The 14,124-nt window shown below is 69.0% G+C and carries 15 protein-coding genes; 10 read left to right on the plus strand and 5 right to left on the minus strand.

Annotated features, from left to right (window positions below; translation table 11 throughout):
- Nucleotides 1-466 precede the first annotated feature (466 nt).
- Nucleotides 467-985 (minus strand): pyridoxamine 5'-phosphate oxidase family protein, encoded by a 519-nt coding sequence (locus tag OG329_RS00005; protein ID WP_405791471.1) that lies wholly within the window; start codon nucleotides 983-985, stop codon nucleotides 467-469.
- Between the two features lie 179 nt (nucleotides 986-1,164).
- On the opposite strand from OG329_RS00005, the gene OG329_RS00010 reads away from it, so the two are divergent.
- The 6 genes from OG329_RS00010 (at nucleotide 1,165) to OG329_RS00035 (ending at nucleotide 5,487) form a co-directional block, all read left to right on the plus strand.
- On the plus strand, nucleotides 1,165-1,440 hold the full coding sequence (locus tag OG329_RS00010) for a hypothetical protein (protein WP_405791473.1): 276 nt from the start codon (nucleotides 1,165-1,167) through the stop codon (nucleotides 1,438-1,440).
- A gap of 150 nt (nucleotides 1,441-1,590) precedes the next feature.
- The gene (locus OG329_RS00015) at nucleotides 1,591-2,049 is read left to right on the plus strand and encodes a site-specific integrase (RefSeq protein WP_405791475.1); all 459 of its coding nucleotides are present in this window, start codon (nucleotides 1,591-1,593) and stop codon (nucleotides 2,047-2,049) included.
- Between the two features lie 58 nt (nucleotides 2,050-2,107).
- Nucleotides 2,108-2,659: a tyrosine-type recombinase/integrase gene (locus OG329_RS00020; protein WP_405791477.1), complete on the plus strand. Its 552-nt coding sequence runs from the start codon at nucleotides 2,108-2,110 to the stop codon at nucleotides 2,657-2,659.
- A gap of 267 nt (nucleotides 2,660-2,926) precedes the next feature.
- The gene (locus OG329_RS00025) at nucleotides 2,927-4,033 is read left to right on the plus strand and encodes a hypothetical protein (RefSeq protein ID WP_405791479.1); all 1,107 of its coding nucleotides are present in this window, start codon (nucleotides 2,927-2,929) and stop codon (nucleotides 4,031-4,033) included.
- Between the two features lie 19 nt (nucleotides 4,034-4,052).
- Nucleotides 4,053-4,997, plus strand: coding sequence for a hypothetical protein (locus tag OG329_RS00030; protein WP_405801597.1), 945 nt, complete (start codon nucleotides 4,053-4,055; stop codon nucleotides 4,995-4,997).
- A 1-nt stretch (nucleotide 4,998) separates the two neighbouring features.
- Entirely contained in the window at nucleotides 4,999-5,487 is a 489-nt protein-coding gene (locus tag OG329_RS00035; RefSeq protein ID WP_405791481.1) for a tyrosine protein phosphatase, read from the plus strand.
- A gap of 987 nt (nucleotides 5,488-6,474) precedes the next feature.
- Here OG329_RS00035 and OG329_RS00040 read toward each other — a convergent pair.
- Nucleotides 6,475-7,110: an NADPH-dependent F420 reductase gene (locus tag OG329_RS00040; protein WP_405791483.1), complete on the minus strand. Its 636-nt coding sequence runs from the start codon at nucleotides 7,108-7,110 to the stop codon at nucleotides 6,475-6,477.
- 33 nt (nucleotides 7,111-7,143) lie between these two features.
- Entirely contained in the window at nucleotides 7,144-7,827 is a 684-nt protein-coding gene (locus OG329_RS00045) for an SDR family NAD(P)-dependent oxidoreductase (RefSeq protein WP_405801598.1), read from the minus strand.
- 114 nt (nucleotides 7,828-7,941) lie between these two features.
- Here OG329_RS00045 and OG329_RS00050 point away from each other — a divergent pair, with 114 nt between their 5' ends.
- The 3 genes from OG329_RS00050 (at nucleotide 7,942) to OG329_RS00060 (ending at nucleotide 11,456) form a co-directional block, all read left to right on the plus strand.
- Nucleotides 7,942-8,412: a TetR family transcriptional regulator gene (locus tag OG329_RS00050; RefSeq protein WP_405802231.1), complete on the plus strand. Its 471-nt coding sequence runs from the start codon at nucleotides 7,942-7,944 to the stop codon at nucleotides 8,410-8,412.
- A gap of 359 nt (nucleotides 8,413-8,771) precedes the next feature.
- Nucleotides 8,772-10,358 carry an amidohydrolase family protein gene (locus tag OG329_RS00055; RefSeq protein ID WP_405791485.1) on the plus strand — a complete coding sequence of 529 codons (1,587 nt, stop codon included), beginning with the start codon at nucleotides 8,772-8,774 and terminating at the stop codon, nucleotides 10,356-10,358.
- A 93-nt stretch (nucleotides 10,359-10,451) separates the two neighbouring features.
- Complete coding sequence (locus OG329_RS00060) at nucleotides 10,452-11,456, plus strand: hypothetical protein (RefSeq protein WP_405791487.1); 1,005 nt, start codon at nucleotides 10,452-10,454, stop codon at nucleotides 11,454-11,456.
- Between the two features lie 10 nt (nucleotides 11,457-11,466).
- Here the strand turns inward: OG329_RS00060 and OG329_RS00065 are convergent, their stop codons facing one another.
- The gene (locus OG329_RS00065; RefSeq protein WP_405791489.1) at nucleotides 11,467-12,687 is read right to left on the minus strand and encodes a hypothetical protein; all 1,221 of its coding nucleotides are present in this window, start codon (nucleotides 12,685-12,687) and stop codon (nucleotides 11,467-11,469) included.
- Nucleotides 12,688-12,789: 102 nt separating this feature from the next.
- On the opposite strand from OG329_RS00065, the gene OG329_RS00070 reads away from it, so the two are divergent.
- Entirely contained in the window at nucleotides 12,790-13,728 is a 939-nt protein-coding gene (locus OG329_RS00070; RefSeq protein WP_405791491.1) for an aminoglycoside phosphotransferase family protein, read from the plus strand.
- A 115-nt stretch (nucleotides 13,729-13,843) separates the two neighbouring features.
- On the opposite strand, the gene OG329_RS00075 is transcribed toward OG329_RS00070, so the two are convergent.
- Nucleotides 13,844-14,080, minus strand: a complete 237-nt coding sequence (locus OG329_RS00075) for a hypothetical protein (RefSeq protein ID WP_405791493.1) — start codon at nucleotides 14,078-14,080, stop codon at nucleotides 13,844-13,846.
- Between the last annotated feature and the right edge of the window lie 44 nt (nucleotides 14,081-14,124).

Below are 14,124 nucleotides of genomic sequence, written 5' to 3' on the forward strand. Positions count from 1 at the left end.
CCCCAGCGCTGCGCGCTGGGGAATAAACCGCCTCGCTTCGCTCGGCGGAAGCGGGGGCGCTTCGCTTCTCAGGAACCCCGTTGCTTCGCAACGGGGTTGCCCCCGCTTCGCGGGGGCCGGCCCTTCGGGCCGTCAGATCCCGCGCTTCGCTTGGGATCTGGAAAGAGACTGCGGGCGCTGCGCGCCCTTGTGGCAGGTCCGCTTCGCTCCCCTGCCCGGTCTTTCCGGCTTCGCCTCCAAGCCCTTATGGCCCGCTTCGCGGGCAAGCTGGCTACGAGGGGCGGGGGGCGTCTTGTGGCGGTTCATCGGCACTGACTCCTACCGCTCGTGTCCGTACCGAAGATTGGCTTTATCGAGCAGTAGTGACGTCACCTGTTGATGAGTTTGGGAGGCGCCCCGAACCACGGTCGGGTGATGTTGATGAGTTTGGGAGGCACGAGGCTCTTACCAGGACAGGGGTTCGCGGCTACCTGCCCGATCTGGTCCAGAACTGGCGGGGCGCGAACCCCTCGCGCCGCAGCCAGTGCTCGGTATAGACGATTCGCTCGGCCTCGATCACGATGAGCGGCCCCAACGGGGGTTCCTCGAGGGAACGGGACCGCTCGACGTGGTCGGACTGCCAGCGGAAAGCTGGCCAGTAGTGCTCGAAATCGGGGTCGTCTTCGGACAGCACGCGAGCCTGTCCGAAGAGCTGAGCGCCTCGGCTGCTTGCCTGACCGACCAGCGGAGCGAAGATTCCTACTGACACCCGAGGGTCCGCAGCAAGGTTTCTCATCTTCGGCGAACCAGCGGCTGCGGAGAACATCACCGCGAAGTCGAGGTGGTAATACCGGACAGGAGTCGCGAGCGGCCCCTCCGGTCCGGCCGTCGCGATCACGCACATGTTCTGCGACGACAGCAGGTTGAGTATCCGCTCTTCCAGGCGCTGGGGTTCGAGTCGCTTCTTCGGGGACGGGCCGGCCAGCCACGGGTTGGTCACAGGCATGATCAAGTGTCCCATGCCTCTCCCGGGCTCTCCAGAGTTCAGACAGCACAGTCGTCGGCAGCGCCGTCAAAAGTCGGGTTCTGGCTCACTTTCCGTGGAGGGCTGACTGAGCGTGATGTCAGTGGTGTGTGATGGGATGGCCGGGCTCTGCTGCCGTGACCTGCTGGGAGCCCGTCTCGATGCCCGTGTACTCGTCTCTGACCCACGCCCTGGCCGAGGCCTTGGTCGACGTCCTGTGGTTCATCGAGGGCAGTGAAGACGAGCAGATGGATCCGGACGACGCGGTCAAGGTCCTGGAGGGCGTCGCCCACCTGGTCGGCAAGCTGTCGAGCGACCAGCGGAACGAGTTGATCGACCTGCTCGGGACGATGGCCGAAGCCGAGTCCGACCCCGCGCGGCGGGAGTTCCTGGAAGGGTTCCCGGAGGGCTTCGGGCTCCTTGATGATGCGGTCTGACCTGTGCTTCACGAGTAGAGCAAAACGCGTGTGCGCAGGAGGGCGAAGCCGGCCCGGCCGAACATCTGGCGTTTGAGCATCTTAAAAGTTACGTGGAATCTGCCGGAGTGATCATGTCTCTCCGGTGCAACCACGGACTTGGGAGATGTGTTGAGCGCCACGACGGTGCTGATGGAGAAGTGGCCGGTGCTCGGCCGGCACGAGCAGGCGGCGACCTGGCTGACGATCTGGATGGATCTCGGACGTGCGCCCCGCACGATCGATGCCTACGCCCGCGGGCTGGCCGAGTACCTGCTGATGTGCGAGCGGGAGGACGTCGACCCGGTCACCGCGAACCGCGCACATATAGCCGTCTACGTAAGGGAATTGACCTCACGGCCTCACCGTCGAGGGGCCAATGTGGTCTCGATCGACTCGGGGGCAGGACTGGCCAACGCCACCATCCAGCAGCGTCTGGTGCCAGTCCGTCTGTTCTACGACTTCCTCATGGAGGAAGGTCTGAGAGAGTCGAACCCGGTCGGCCGGGGCCGCTACACCCCGGGGCGCCAGCGGGCCGGGCAGCAGCGGGCTGGTACCGCGGCTGACGAAGCTGCCGTGGATCCCCAGTGAACAGCAGTGGCTGGGGATCCTGCAGGTCGCGCGGGAGGAGCCGGTCCGCAACCGGGTGATGTTGGCCCTGGCCTACGATGCCGCGCTGCGGCGAGAGGAGTTGTGCTCGCTACGGACCGGTGACCTTGATCCGGCCCACCGAACGCTGAGGGTGCGGGCGGAGACGACGAAGAACCGGTTGGAGCGGGTGGTGCCATACTCGGCGTCGACGGGCGTGCTGATGTCGGCCTACCTAGCCCACCGGGCCACGGTCAGCCGGGCCAGGGGGCCGCTGTTCCTTTCGGAGTCCCGGCGCAACCACGGGCAGCCGCTGGCCCTGTGGACCTGGTCGAAGGTGGTCCGCCGGATCGCCCTGGAGGCCGGTGTCCCGCGGTTCTCCACCCACACCACCCGGCACCTGTGTCTGACCGATCTGGCCCGGATGGGCTGGGAGTTGCACGCGATCGCGACCTTCGCCGGCCACCGCAACACCGATTCAACGCTCCAGTACATCCACCTGTCCGGCCGGGACCTGGCCGACAAGCTGGCCCGCGGCATGGAGCACATCCATGCCTGGCGAATACAAATGCTCACGTCTGCGGACGGCACGACGGCGGAGGTGTCGCGGTGACCGCACCACTGCCGGCCACCGCCGCCGAGGACGGGGCCGAACGCTGGTCCTGGCCGATCTCCCCGCCCCGCGACGACGCTGCGGCGGTGATGCGACCTGCCGAGGCCAGGGCCGTGGCCGACCTGGGCGTGCGCAATCTGCGACGACTGCAGTACCACGACCGACCCGTCCGCACCAGGCTGGCGCGTGATAGCGCGGCTGCTGGGCCCGCTGGAGACGGTCAACGCCGCACTGGACTCCCCGCCTACCCCGCACCGCCGACGGGCCATGCTCGATGTGGTCGCGGTGCTGCTGACGCGGTGCGCGGCGACCGGCCGGACCTTCTGGGGCTGGAGCGAGCAGGAATGGACCTACCTGCTCGGCCGCACTCAGGCCGAGTTCCGCCAGCACGCGCCCGCCTGGGCAGGCGACGAGGTCCGCCCCTATCTCGCAGCGCACGCCTACCTGCTCGGATCCTTCAACGAGTTCCACCGACTCGGCAGCTTCCAACGGCTCACCCTGGCCTGGAGGATCTTCGGACGCGACCGCGTCAACGGCGAGATCGCACGACTGCGCGCGGTCCTCGGCGCTTGGGGATACCGGCTCGGCCGGGACGAGGACACGCTGCTGCCGATGGTGGCCTGCCATCTGTTCCTGCTCGACCGCAGCCCGCATCTTGAGGATCTGGACACGGCGTTGTTCGACCGGGTCCGCCGCGACGAGTTGCTGGAGGGCAGTCGGCTGAACACCCTGCACGCGATGCAGCGGGCGGTCGCCGAGCTCGGATTCTGTGATCCTCCGCGTCCCGGCACCGGCCGCCACTCGGCGCGGGCAACCGGTGGCGCGCCGGTCTGGGAACAGTGGGCCGACCGCTGGCACACGACCTCGACGCTGACCCCGCGCGTTCGCGGCAGCGTCCGATCGAACCTGCTCAAGGTCGGCCGGTGGATCGCCGCCGAACAGCCCGACGCTGCGGATCCGGCCGACTGGACGCGTCAGACCTGCGCTTCGTGGATCGCCGCGCTGGACCGGATGAAGGTCGGCGACTACGTCCAGCGCACGATCGGTCTGGGCGACCGTCTCGGCAAGCCACTGGAAGCGCCCAGCAAGGCCGGGCAGATCACCGCGCTGTGGACGTTCTTCCGGGACTGCCAGGAATGGGAGTGGCTGCCCCGCCGCTTCGATCCACTGCGCGCTGGCCATCCCCCGCAGCATCACGGCCCTCCTCGGACCCGATCCCAGAGTGATCGCCGACGAGATCTGGGCGAAGCTGTTGTGGGCCGGCCTGAACCTGGAGCTCGCGGATCTGCCGCAGACCCGATCCGGGCATTTCTACCCCTTCGAACTGGTCCGCGCCGTCACGCTGACCTGGCTTTTCTCCGGCCAACGCAGTGACGAGATCGCCCGGTTGAGGGTGGGCTGCATCCGCTGGCAGCACGACGGGGCACCGATTGCCGGCGACTCGCAGCAGGTCCTGGCCCGCGACGTGGTCTGCCTGCTCGACGTCCCGACCCATAAAACCGGCTCCTCGTTCACCAAGCCGGTCGACCCGATCCTCGGCCAGGCCGTCGACGCCTGGCAGAGCATCCGCCCCGACCAGCCGAAGTTCACCGACCGCCGAACCAGCGAGCTGGTCGACCCGCTGTTCGCCATCAGGGCCCGCCGCGTCTCCACCAGCTACATCAACAACACGATGATCCCGATGCTCTGTCGCAAGGCCGGAGTCCCGGCCGCCGACATCCGCGGCAACATCACCAGCCACCGGGCCCGGTCCACCATCGCCAGCCAGCTCTACAACGCCAAGGAACCGATGACGCTGTTCGAGCTGCAAGCCTGGCTCGGACATCGGTCCCCGCAATCCACCCAGTACTGCGCGAAGATCACGCCCAACACCCTCACGAAGGCATACACCGAGGCCGGGTACTTCGAGCGCAATGTCCGCACGGTCGAGGTCCTGCTCGATCGCGACGCCATCACCTCCGGGGCAGCGGCCACCGGTGAACCCTGGCAGTACTACGATCTCGGTCACGGGCTGTGCTCTTACTCGTTCTTCGAACAATGCCAGCACCGGATGGCCTGCGCTCGCTGCGACTTCTACACACCCAAGGAATCGACGAAAGCCCAACTCGTTGAAGCCAAGGCCAACTTGCAGCGCATGCTCATGAGCATTCCGCTCACCGAGGAGGAACGCGCCGCCGTCGACGACGGCCAGAGCGCCCTCGACCGGCTTCTCCAGCGCCTCGCAGAGGTGGCCACCCCAGCCGGCCCGACCCCGAACGAGCTCCGCGCCGAACCCGGCCGACCCCTGCCACTGACCGTCCGATCACCACCTGACTCCACCGACCGAAAGTGCTGCTGACATGCGACCCGACCTCTTCACCATCGACTTCTCCGGCCCGGGACAACTGAGCACCATGGCCAGACCCCGTGGCAATGACTGGCTCGAAGACGAAATGGCCGCGCTGAAAGACTGCGGCGTCGATGTCTTGGTCTGCGCGCTCACCGACCCCGAACTCGACGAACTCGGCCTCGCAGACGAATCCCGGACAGCCATCACGGCCGGGCTGCAGTTCGTCGCCATCCCCATCCCCGACCGCACCGTCCCCGACCTCACCACGATCCTGCCCGCCCTGCACAGACTCGCCGAACAGCTACACGAAGGCGCACACGTCGTCGCCCACTGCCGAGCTGGCATCGGACGCTCATCCCTCCTCGCCGCCGCACTCCTCATCCTCAACGGCGTCGATCCCGACACCGCCTGGAACCAGATCGAACGAGTTCGCGGGCTCGCCGTCCCAGACACAGCCGAGCAACGAGAATGGACGATGGACCTGCGCAAATATGCATGATATTGACAAATCAGATTCCACAGAATGATTCGGTTGGCGTGACCTTCGACGACGCCTGAGCTCCAGGGCAGGGTGAGGCTGGCGATGACTGCATCCCGGTCACGGTCGATGCCTGCGGCGAGTGTGTGGAGGCCGGGAAGGTTGTCTCGCCGGACGGCATCGAGCCACTGCGGCAGCCGTTCGCCCTGGCGTTCTGTGAGCATCTGGCCGAAGGAGCGGACGTGGCCTGTGAGTGCGTCCAGCTCAGGGCAGTGGACCAGAACTGCCTTGAGCCGAAGGTGTTCCGTCTCGGTGAGGGTCTCCGGCCGGCGGAGGATCCATCCGGCGACGACCCGGGGTGACGGTGGCCGAGCCGTGACGCGGCCCGGCGAGAGCCGCTTCTCCCGGAAATAGGCGCGAACCCGCTGGTAGCTGCCCTGATAGCCAAGCGGCACGATCTCCTCCCACACCGTCCAGGCGTTCGTGCAGCCTTGGTTCCAGCGGTCATCCAGGTAGGGCTTGAAGGCGTCGAGTTTGGATGGCCGGCCCTGCCACTGCCCGTGGAACAGGTCCTCCGGGGTGGCTGCGTGTGATCGAGGTCGGTGGTGGCGGCCAGTGCGTAGGCGGTGCGGATCCGGATCGGAGGAGACTTCGGCGAGCGTGTCGGCACGGTAAGGGTGGCGGGTATCGGCAGCGATCCGGATCAGGAACGGCACGGCAAGCACGGCGGCCGCGTGCATGTCGTTGGCGCACATGCCGTTCACAACACCCGTTCCGGTGCGAACGAGCAGGCCGCGGGTGTGGAGCATCTGGATGGCCTCCCTGACGTGATACCCCTGCGGGAAGTTCTCCCAGGGGACTTCGTCGAGCAGGAATCCGTCGTTTGTGGGAGGGCGGAGTGCCGGGCCATGTGCGCGCCGTTGTCCGGCCCGCACGGGATGGCCCGGCCCCGCCGTCTACTCCGCCGACTCGCCACGGCCTCACTTGGCGAGTCCTTTCGGTGATCCGTCAACCGTCTACTGGGACGGGAAGTTCGGTGATGCTGAGGGCGAAGTCCAAGTTACCCACCCCGTGGTTGGCGAGGCCCACCGTGACCACGCCCGCTCCTTCCAGCCAGTGCGCCATTTTCAGGCTGCCGACGTCCAGCGGGCGCAGCCCGAGGCTCTCGACGAACGCCTTCACACTTACCTTGGCCTGCGTACTATCGCCGGCGATGAAGACGTCGGGCCGGCCTTTCTCCAGGACATGACGGAAGACGGTGTTGAACGCCTTCACCACACTGGCGCCGGCTGGGGCCACCTTGGCGGCTTCCTGCGCGATCGAGGTCTCCTCGTGATGGGCCAGCCCATCGAACGTGGCATTGAAGGGATTGCTGATGTCGACGATGACCTTGCCCGCGAGAGCGTCTGCGTAATGGGCGATGACCGGCACGACGCCGTCGTGCAACAGGGCCACGATGACGATGTCCCCGGCCGGGGCGGTGCCCCATTTTCCCGTCGTGGTGCCGCTGCCGAGAGCTTTGGCCAGGTCAGCGGCCTTGGACTGATCGCGGCCCATGACTTCGACGCTGTTGCCGCCCGCTACTGCCCGCACGCCGATGGTGCGGGCCATGTTCCCGGTGCCGATGATGCTGATGTTGCTCATGAGATGTCCTGCCCTGGTCGGGTGTTGTTCGGTTCAGATGGCGGTGGTGCCGCCGTCGGCGACGAGTTCCATGCCGTTGACGTAGCTGGAGTCGTCGGAGGCGAGGAAGAGGGCGGCGGTGGCGATTTCGTCGGGGCGGCCCATCTTGCTGCGGGGGATGAGGGACTCGAACTGGAGCTTGGTGGCCTCGTCGAAGAGTTCTTCCTGCTTGGCGGTGGCGACCTGGCCGGGGGTCAGGACGTTGACGCGGATGCGGCGGTCCTTGAGCTCGTTGAGCCAGACGCGGGCCCATGCCTGCTGGACGGCCTTGCTGCCGGCGTAGACGCTCCAGCCGGGGAAGGCGCCGAGGGAGGCGTTGGAGCCGGTCATGAGGATGGAGCCGCCGTCGTTGAAGAGAGGGAGGGCCTTTTGGACGGTGAACAGGGTGCCGCGGGCGTTGAGCCCGAACCAGGTGTCGAACTGGGCCTCGGTGATCTCGCCGAGCGGGGCGGGCTCGCCCCCGCCGGCGCTGGCCCACAGCACGTCGAGGCTTCCCTTCTCCCGCTTGACGGTGTCGTACAGGCGGTCCAGGTCGTCCAGGTTGGCGGCGTCGCCCTGGACGCCGGTGATGTTGCGGCCGATCTGCTTCACGGCCCCGTCCAGGGAGTCCTGGCGGCGGCCGGTGATGAAGACGTGCGCTCCCTCGTCGACGAACAGCTTCGCGCCTGCCAGCGCCATGCCGGTGGTGCCGCCGGTGATGACCGCGAGCGCATCATCAGCGCGTCCCAGCAACTGTTCCGCGAGCAGGGCATCAACCGCACCGGCATGGACCAGCTTTGCGCCACGGCCCAAGTGTCCAAGCGCACGGCCTACCAGCACTTCACCGGCAAGGACGAACTCGTCGCCGAGTACCTGCGCAGGTTCGACCCCTCCGTTCTGTCCGGCGTGTTCGACCGCACCGACCTCACGCCCCGCGAACGGCTCCTCGCCGCCTTCGACATCCCTCCCACCACCCCCCTGTGCCCCTACATCGCCGCCGCCGTCGAACTCCACGACCCCCAGCACCCCGCATCCCAGTACGCACGCGACTACAAGAAAGCCGTCGCCGCGCGGCTCGCCGACACCGCCCGCGAAGCCGGCGCCGCCGACCCCGAACAGCTCGGCGAGCAGCTCGCGCTACTCATCGACGGCGCCGCGGCCCGCACCCGCGTCCTCGACGCCGACGCCTTCCCCACCGCCGCCGCCATCGCCGCCGTCCTCATCGACACCGCCGTCCCCGCCACAGCCAGCGATGACCGGCGACGGGAGGAAGTGTCGAGTTGACGTGCCACCAACACTCCTGGTGACGCTCACGCACGTTGCCTGGGCTCCGGCCGGGACCGGCGCCCAGGTCTCACGCCGGAACTGCGGCTGCTTCCCCCTGTGAGCTGCGCGGACCGGGCACCGTCGCCCGGATGGACGGGTCCAGATTGAGGCGGCTGTTCATGTCCAGCTCGAACCTGCCGTACGGATTGGGGCGGCGTGATCGACCGGCTGGCAAAGTGCCGGGGACGGTCCTCGGTGGTCCCAGCAACACCCCCGTATGCGCTGTCTGGCCGCACTGTCCCATCGCCCCGTGTCCGCCAGAGTCGTGGGGGTCGGCGGACGAGTCCGACGAGTTGACCAGCGGGAGGGGAATCAGCATGTCCGGAGCAGCAGTGGGGGCGCATCGCGGTTTGGCCCGACGAGGGTTCCTGGCCGGGGCCGCCGTCGTGACGGGTACGGCGCTGACGGGTGCGGCGGTCGCCGGGACGGCACGTGCGGCGGGGGCGGGGGTCGCGAACGGCGCCGGCACCGGGCCGTTGGCGTTCACTCATGTCACGGTGATCGACGGATCGGGGGCACCGCCGGCTCCTGGTATGACGGTTGTCGTCGAAAGCGGTCGCATCACCGCACTGGCCCCGAGCGCACGCATGCGGCTGCGGCCGGGGACCCGTACGGTCGACCTGAGCGGCAAGTACCTGATGCCGGGGCTGGTCGAGGCGCACACCCACAGCGACGGCCCGGAGGCGGTGGTTCCGGCGCTGTACGCCCTCGCCGGGGTCACCACGGTGAGGGAGATGCGGGGCCAGCCGGTCCATCACGAGTGGCGCGAGAAGATTCGCAGTGGTGCGCTGCTCGGCCCCCGCTGGGTGGTCGGCAGTCCCATCGTCGACGGCACGCCGTCGATCTGGGCGGCGGACGTGGGTCCGACCATCGAGGTGGGCGACGCGGCCGGGGCCCGGCGTGCCGTGCGTCAGGTCAGGCGTGAGGGTGCGGACTTCGTCAAGGTGTACTCCCGGCTGTCCCGCGAGGCCTACTTCGCCATCGCGGACGAGGCGCGGCGCCAGGGCATCCCTCATCTGGGGCACTGCCCGGACACCGTACGGATCGCGGAGGCGAGCGCGGCCGGTCATCGCAGTATCGAGCATCTGCACGCGCTGCTCCTGGCGACCTCACGGCATGAGAAGGAGATACGGCGCCGTCTGGCCGCTGTACGGATCGACCCGGGCGACGCCAGCAGCCTGTCCCGGTATCGCAGTTGGTTCCAGCAGGTGCATCCTCTCGAGTGGCGGGCGGTGCAGGGCTACGACCGGGACCGGGCGGATGTCCTTTTCCGGAGTCTGGCGGCCGGGGGGACCGCGGTGGTGCCCACGCTGAGCGTGCACCGCACGCTGGAGATGCCGGGCGACGTTGTGTCCCGGGCCGAGGAGTGGAAGTATCTGCCCGCCTGGCAGGTGGAGAGCTGGCCGGACCAACTGGCGGCCCTGACCGGTGGGCGCACTGCCGAGCAGGTGCGGCGGATCCGCCGGATTTTCGCGCACCGGCTCCGGCTGGTGGGCGAGTTGCACGGTGCGGGTGTGCGGCTGGCGGCGGGCACCGATACCGGCACGGGATATCTCGTTCCGGGCTTCGCCCTCCACGACGAGCTGGCGTTGCTCGTGGCGGCCGGCCTCACTGCGGCTGAGGTTCTGTGCGCGGCCACGCGGGACGCGGCCCGCGTCCTTGGTCTGTCCGATGTCGGTACCGTGGCCCGTGGGCAGGCTGCCGATCTGCTCGTCCTCGACGCCGATCCGCTGCGTGACATCCGTAACACCCGGCGCATCCACGGCGTGGTCGTCGACGGCAGGTGGATCCCTCCGGAGGAACGCCGCCGGCTGCTCGTGGGGGTGGAGGAGGCCGCCGCAGCCACTGCGCCGCCTCAGGAGGGGGTGGCGATGACGGGCTGCGGCTGCGGGGGACATCCCTGACAGCCTTCCGGCGGCGGCGAGTAGGGTGCGGCGGTACGTACGGGTGGCCGGTACGACGGGGGAACGATGCGGCGCTGGGTGAAGGTTTCTGTGGTGGCTGCGGCCGTGCTCGCTCTGGGCGGTTATCTGGCCGCGCCGTCCGTGCGGGAGTGGCTGTTGGTCCGTCAGGCGTGCGACGGCGCGCTGCCGCGCGATGTTGTGAAGGGGCTCACGCCGGTGGACGCCCGCCTGGAGTCCGCGGAGTCGAAGCGTAGGCAGGCGCTCGGCTCCTACTCCTGCACGCTCACCTTCGACGGCCACAACGTCTCCGGGGAACGGACCGTGACGATGTCGGCGTCCACCCGGCGTGATGAGCAGGACCGGGCGTTCATGGCGGTCTTCACCCTCGATGGGTTCGAGGACCAGAAGCCGCTGCCGGGGAGTCTGCCCGGTTTCATCGACGAGTACGGCTCCATACGGTTTCTCGTGCCCTGCCCGGATCTCGGCAAGGACGGGCAGGGCCGGCCGCGCAAGCTGATGGTGCAGACCTACATGGGGCGGGACATTGCCACCGAGACGCCGGGGGCCGCGTACCGTATCGCTGTGGCGTTCGCCAACTCGGCGTCGGACAAGGTGGGTTGTGGTGCCGAGGCGATCGAGCCCCCGGAGAAGGACGTTGCGCCGGCCAGTGACTTGGATGGTGTGCCGGCGGTCCCTGTGGCCGAGGCGGCGGGCACGGACTGTGCCTGGGTGTCCCGGGCCGGGCTGCCCAAGGGCGGCGACTGGCGGATCAGGGTGGGGGCGAACAGCGCTGCCCCGACCGGGCGTTGCGAGCTGACGTTGGGGGGTGGGGACGGGTCGTCGGGGGGCCGCTCGGTGCTCGCCTTCGTGTCCTGGTACGGCGACTGGAGCAACCGGCTCACGGCGTACGACAACGACGGCAGGCCCCGGCCCGGAACCGCGAGCGCCCGCTGCGACGGTGAGGGGGCCAACTACGCCGTCAGCGGTTCGGATGACATCCCCGGGGTGAGCGCGGCGGCCAAGGAGCGGATGTTCGAGGAGTTCGCGCGGGACGAGGTCCGCCGCCACGGCTGCACGGACCTGCGGTTCCACTCCTGACACGGCGCGATTACCTGAGCCACAGGCCCCGGACGTAGAAGTCGTCCATCAACTGCCGCATGGCGGCCGCTCGCCGGTCGGGTACGTGGCGTTGCTCGGCCCATCGGTCCAGCACGGTGAACATCTGGTCGCGGCCGTCCATCAGATCGCCCCGTGGGGGGCCGGTAACGGGCCGGGCGGCTATGTCGCCCACCGGGAGGCGGGTCTTGATCTGTTTGCCGGCCGGGCGGAACGTGCCCCGGGTGTGTGCGCGTACGGACCGGTCGAAGGCGTCGAGGTCGGGGATCGTGCCGTCCCTGGTGTGGTTGGCGCGGTGTTTCATCAGGGTGCCGACCCGGCCCGCGAGGTCCTGGAGGTCGTTGTCCGGCCAGGCTGTCGGTCCCGATCGGTCGTCTGGGGAGGGGCGGTAGTCGGGGTCACCGCCGTCGTCGGTCAGCCGCTCCAGGTAGGCGGCCAGATTGGCGCGTTCGGCGTCGTAGAGAACGGCGAACGCCTCAGGGTCCTCGGTGAGTTCGGCCACCAGGGTCCTCATGTCCGTGTCCGCGTCGTAGTCGCCGTACTCGAATCTGGTGTGCACCTCGCCGGGCGCGAGGAAGCGGCCGAGTTCCGTAAAGCCGTTCATGTCGGGCAGGGCCTCGTTGGGCAGGGCGATGGGGCCGGTCGCGTCACTGGTGCCCAGGTCGTCGGCCCGTCCGGCGTCCACGACGTACTCGGCCAGCATCCGCGCCACCCCCGGCGCCAGTCCCGCCGGGATCTCCTGGCCGCTCAGGGCCGCTGCCACCGCGTAGGCGCTGCGGGCCTGCGCCGCGGTGTGCGGCTTGCCGGGTGCTGCGGCGCGGGTGCCCGCGTCCACGACGCGGCCGAGCACGCGGGCCCCGTCGCCGCACACCGTGTCGTGTGCCAGCAGATGTGCCGCGGACGAGATCTTGTCGAGGTCGTCCCCGGGATCCAGAGCCTTCGTGGCCGCTGCGGGGTTGTCGGCGAGTGCCCGGACCGATGGGGGCACCTCATGGCACTTCTCGCCGTCCTCGTCACCGGTGACGGCCACCACGACGGCGACGGTGGCCGCCACCAGCACGGCGAACGCCGTTCCCACCAGGAGGAGTTGGTGCTTCCTTGCTCGGGGCAGCCGGCCTCGGAGCCCCGGACGGGCGGCAGGACTCTGCGTGTCACCGCCGTCGCCGTTACCGTCGCCGTTGTTGCCGTTTTCCCCGGTGCCCCCGATACGCATCCGGCAAGACTAGGGCCTGACGTGTCGGACCCTGCGGACGGTCGGCTCCCCGTCGCAGGGTCGGTACGGAGCCCCTGGCGGAGCCGACTATCGTTGCTCGGCATGATCGGTACCGGGGTCGACATCACGGCGGAGTTGGTCCGGGACCTGTTGCGGGAGCAGCACCCCGATTTGGCCCATCTTCCTTTGCGGCTGGGTGCGCGCGGGTGGGACAACCAGGTGTGGCGGCTCGGCGACAATCTCGCCGTTCGGCTGCCCTGGGCGACCGGGTCCGCGGACGAGCTGCTGCGCAAGGAGTACGCGTGGCTGCCTGTCCTGGCTCCGCGGCTTTGTCTGCCGGTCCCTGTTCCGCAGCGTATCGGTGAGCCCTCCGAACGGTTTCCGCGTCCCTGGCTTGTGACCACCTGGGTGGCCGGTAGTCCTGCCGACAGCGTCCCGGTCACGCGGGCGGCTGAGGCGGCCGGCGCGCTGGCTCGTTTCCTGACGGTCCTTCACCGACCCGCGCCGCAGGGGGCGCCTGTCGGCCGTCTCGGGCGCGGGAGGCCGCCGGCCGAGCACACCGGGCAGTTCGAGAGGCAACTCGCCTCGGCCACCGGGCTCGGGCTGATTCCTGATCCGGAGGCTGTCCGGGCGGTGTGGGAGGACGCCGTCAGCGCGCCCGCGTGGCAGGGCCCGCCGCTGTGGCTCCATGGTGATCTTCATCCCGCGAATGTTCTGACGGCGGACGGCACCTTGTGCGGTGTGATCGATTTCGGGGATCTCTGTGCGGGCGACCCCGCCTGCGACCTTGCCGCTCCTTGGATCCTGCTGCCCGAGGGGGCGGCGCCCGGTTTTCACCTGGCCTACCGGCCGGCCGCCGATGCCGCGACGCTGCGCCGGGCGCGCGGCTGGGCGGTGCTGCGTGCCCTCGCCGGCATTCTGATCGGGGAGGACGGTGACCGGGGCCGTCCCAACGGGAAGTCCACCTGGGGTCCGCCGGCCCATGCCTCACTGCGCCGTCTCCTCGCGACGGCTCGCCCCGCCGGCCCGGGTGGCGTGTGATCCGGGGCGGTGAGTGCTCGGCGACGGCGCGGTGGCCGCGCGGAGCGGGGAACGCGGCGCGGCGTGCCGTGCCGTGTCGTGGGGGTGGGTGGATGGGTGGATGGGTGGGTGGGGGCTATTCGATGTGGCCGGTGGTGGGGTCGACCTGTGCCAGGAAGTCCCGGGCCGACTGCTCCAGTTCCCGCGCGCTCAGGGCTGTGGCCGGCCGTACCGCGGAGGTGAAGCCGTATCCGGGGTGGGGGCCGGACAGCCAGGTGAAGTCGTAGGTGCCTGGTTCGCCGGGGCGTTCGGTGACCTCGAACGTCTCCCCGTCGACCGTCAGTGTCCGGTTCTGTGTGCTGTGTCTGTCCATGGCGGTGAGTCTGCCCGGTCCTACGCGTGCTTCATTCTGTTCTG

The sequence above is a fragment of the Streptomyces sp. NBC_01506 genome (assembly GCF_045040295.1).
Classification (GTDB): Bacteria; Actinomycetota; Actinomycetes; order Streptomycetales; family Streptomycetaceae; genus Streptomyces.

What these genes read in the sequence shown, in the direction of transcription:
- OG329_RS00005 (WP_405791471.1), bottom strand. Translation starts at nt 985, where the DNA reads ATGCCTGTGACCAACCCGTGGCTGGCCGGCCCGTCCCCGAAGAAGCGA.
- OG329_RS00010 (WP_405791473.1), top strand. Translation starts at nt 1,165, where the DNA reads ATGCCCGTGTACTCGTCTCTGACCCACGCCCTGGCCGAGGCCTTGGTC.
- OG329_RS00020 (WP_405791477.1), top strand. Translation starts at nt 2,108, where the DNA reads ATGTTGGCCCTGGCCTACGATGCCGCGCTGCGGCGAGAGGAGTTGTGC.
- OG329_RS00025 (WP_405791479.1), top strand. Translation starts at nt 2,927, where the DNA reads ATGCTCGATGTGGTCGCGGTGCTGCTGACGCGGTGCGCGGCGACCGGC.
- OG329_RS00035 (WP_405791481.1), top strand. Translation starts at nt 4,999, where the DNA reads ATGCGACCCGACCTCTTCACCATCGACTTCTCCGGCCCGGGACAACTG.
- OG329_RS00040 (WP_405791483.1), bottom strand. Translation starts at nt 7,110, where the DNA reads ATGAGCAACATCAGCATCATCGGCACCGGGAACATGGCCCGCACCATC.
- OG329_RS00045 (WP_405801598.1), bottom strand. Translation starts at nt 7,827, where the DNA reads ATGGCGCTGGCAGGCGCGAAGCTGTTCGTCGACGAGGGAGCGCACGTC.
- OG329_RS00055 (WP_405791485.1), top strand. Translation starts at nt 8,772, where the DNA reads ATGTCCGGAGCAGCAGTGGGGGCGCATCGCGGTTTGGCCCGACGAGGG.
- OG329_RS00065 (WP_405791489.1), bottom strand. Translation starts at nt 12,687, where the DNA reads ATGCGTATCGGGGGCACCGGGGAAAACGGCAACAACGGCGACGGTAAC.
- OG329_RS00070 (WP_405791491.1), top strand. Translation starts at nt 12,790, where the DNA reads ATGATCGGTACCGGGGTCGACATCACGGCGGAGTTGGTCCGGGACCTG.
- OG329_RS00075 (WP_405791493.1), bottom strand. Translation starts at nt 14,080, where the DNA reads ATGGACAGACACAGCACACAGAACCGGACACTGACGGTCGACGGGGAG.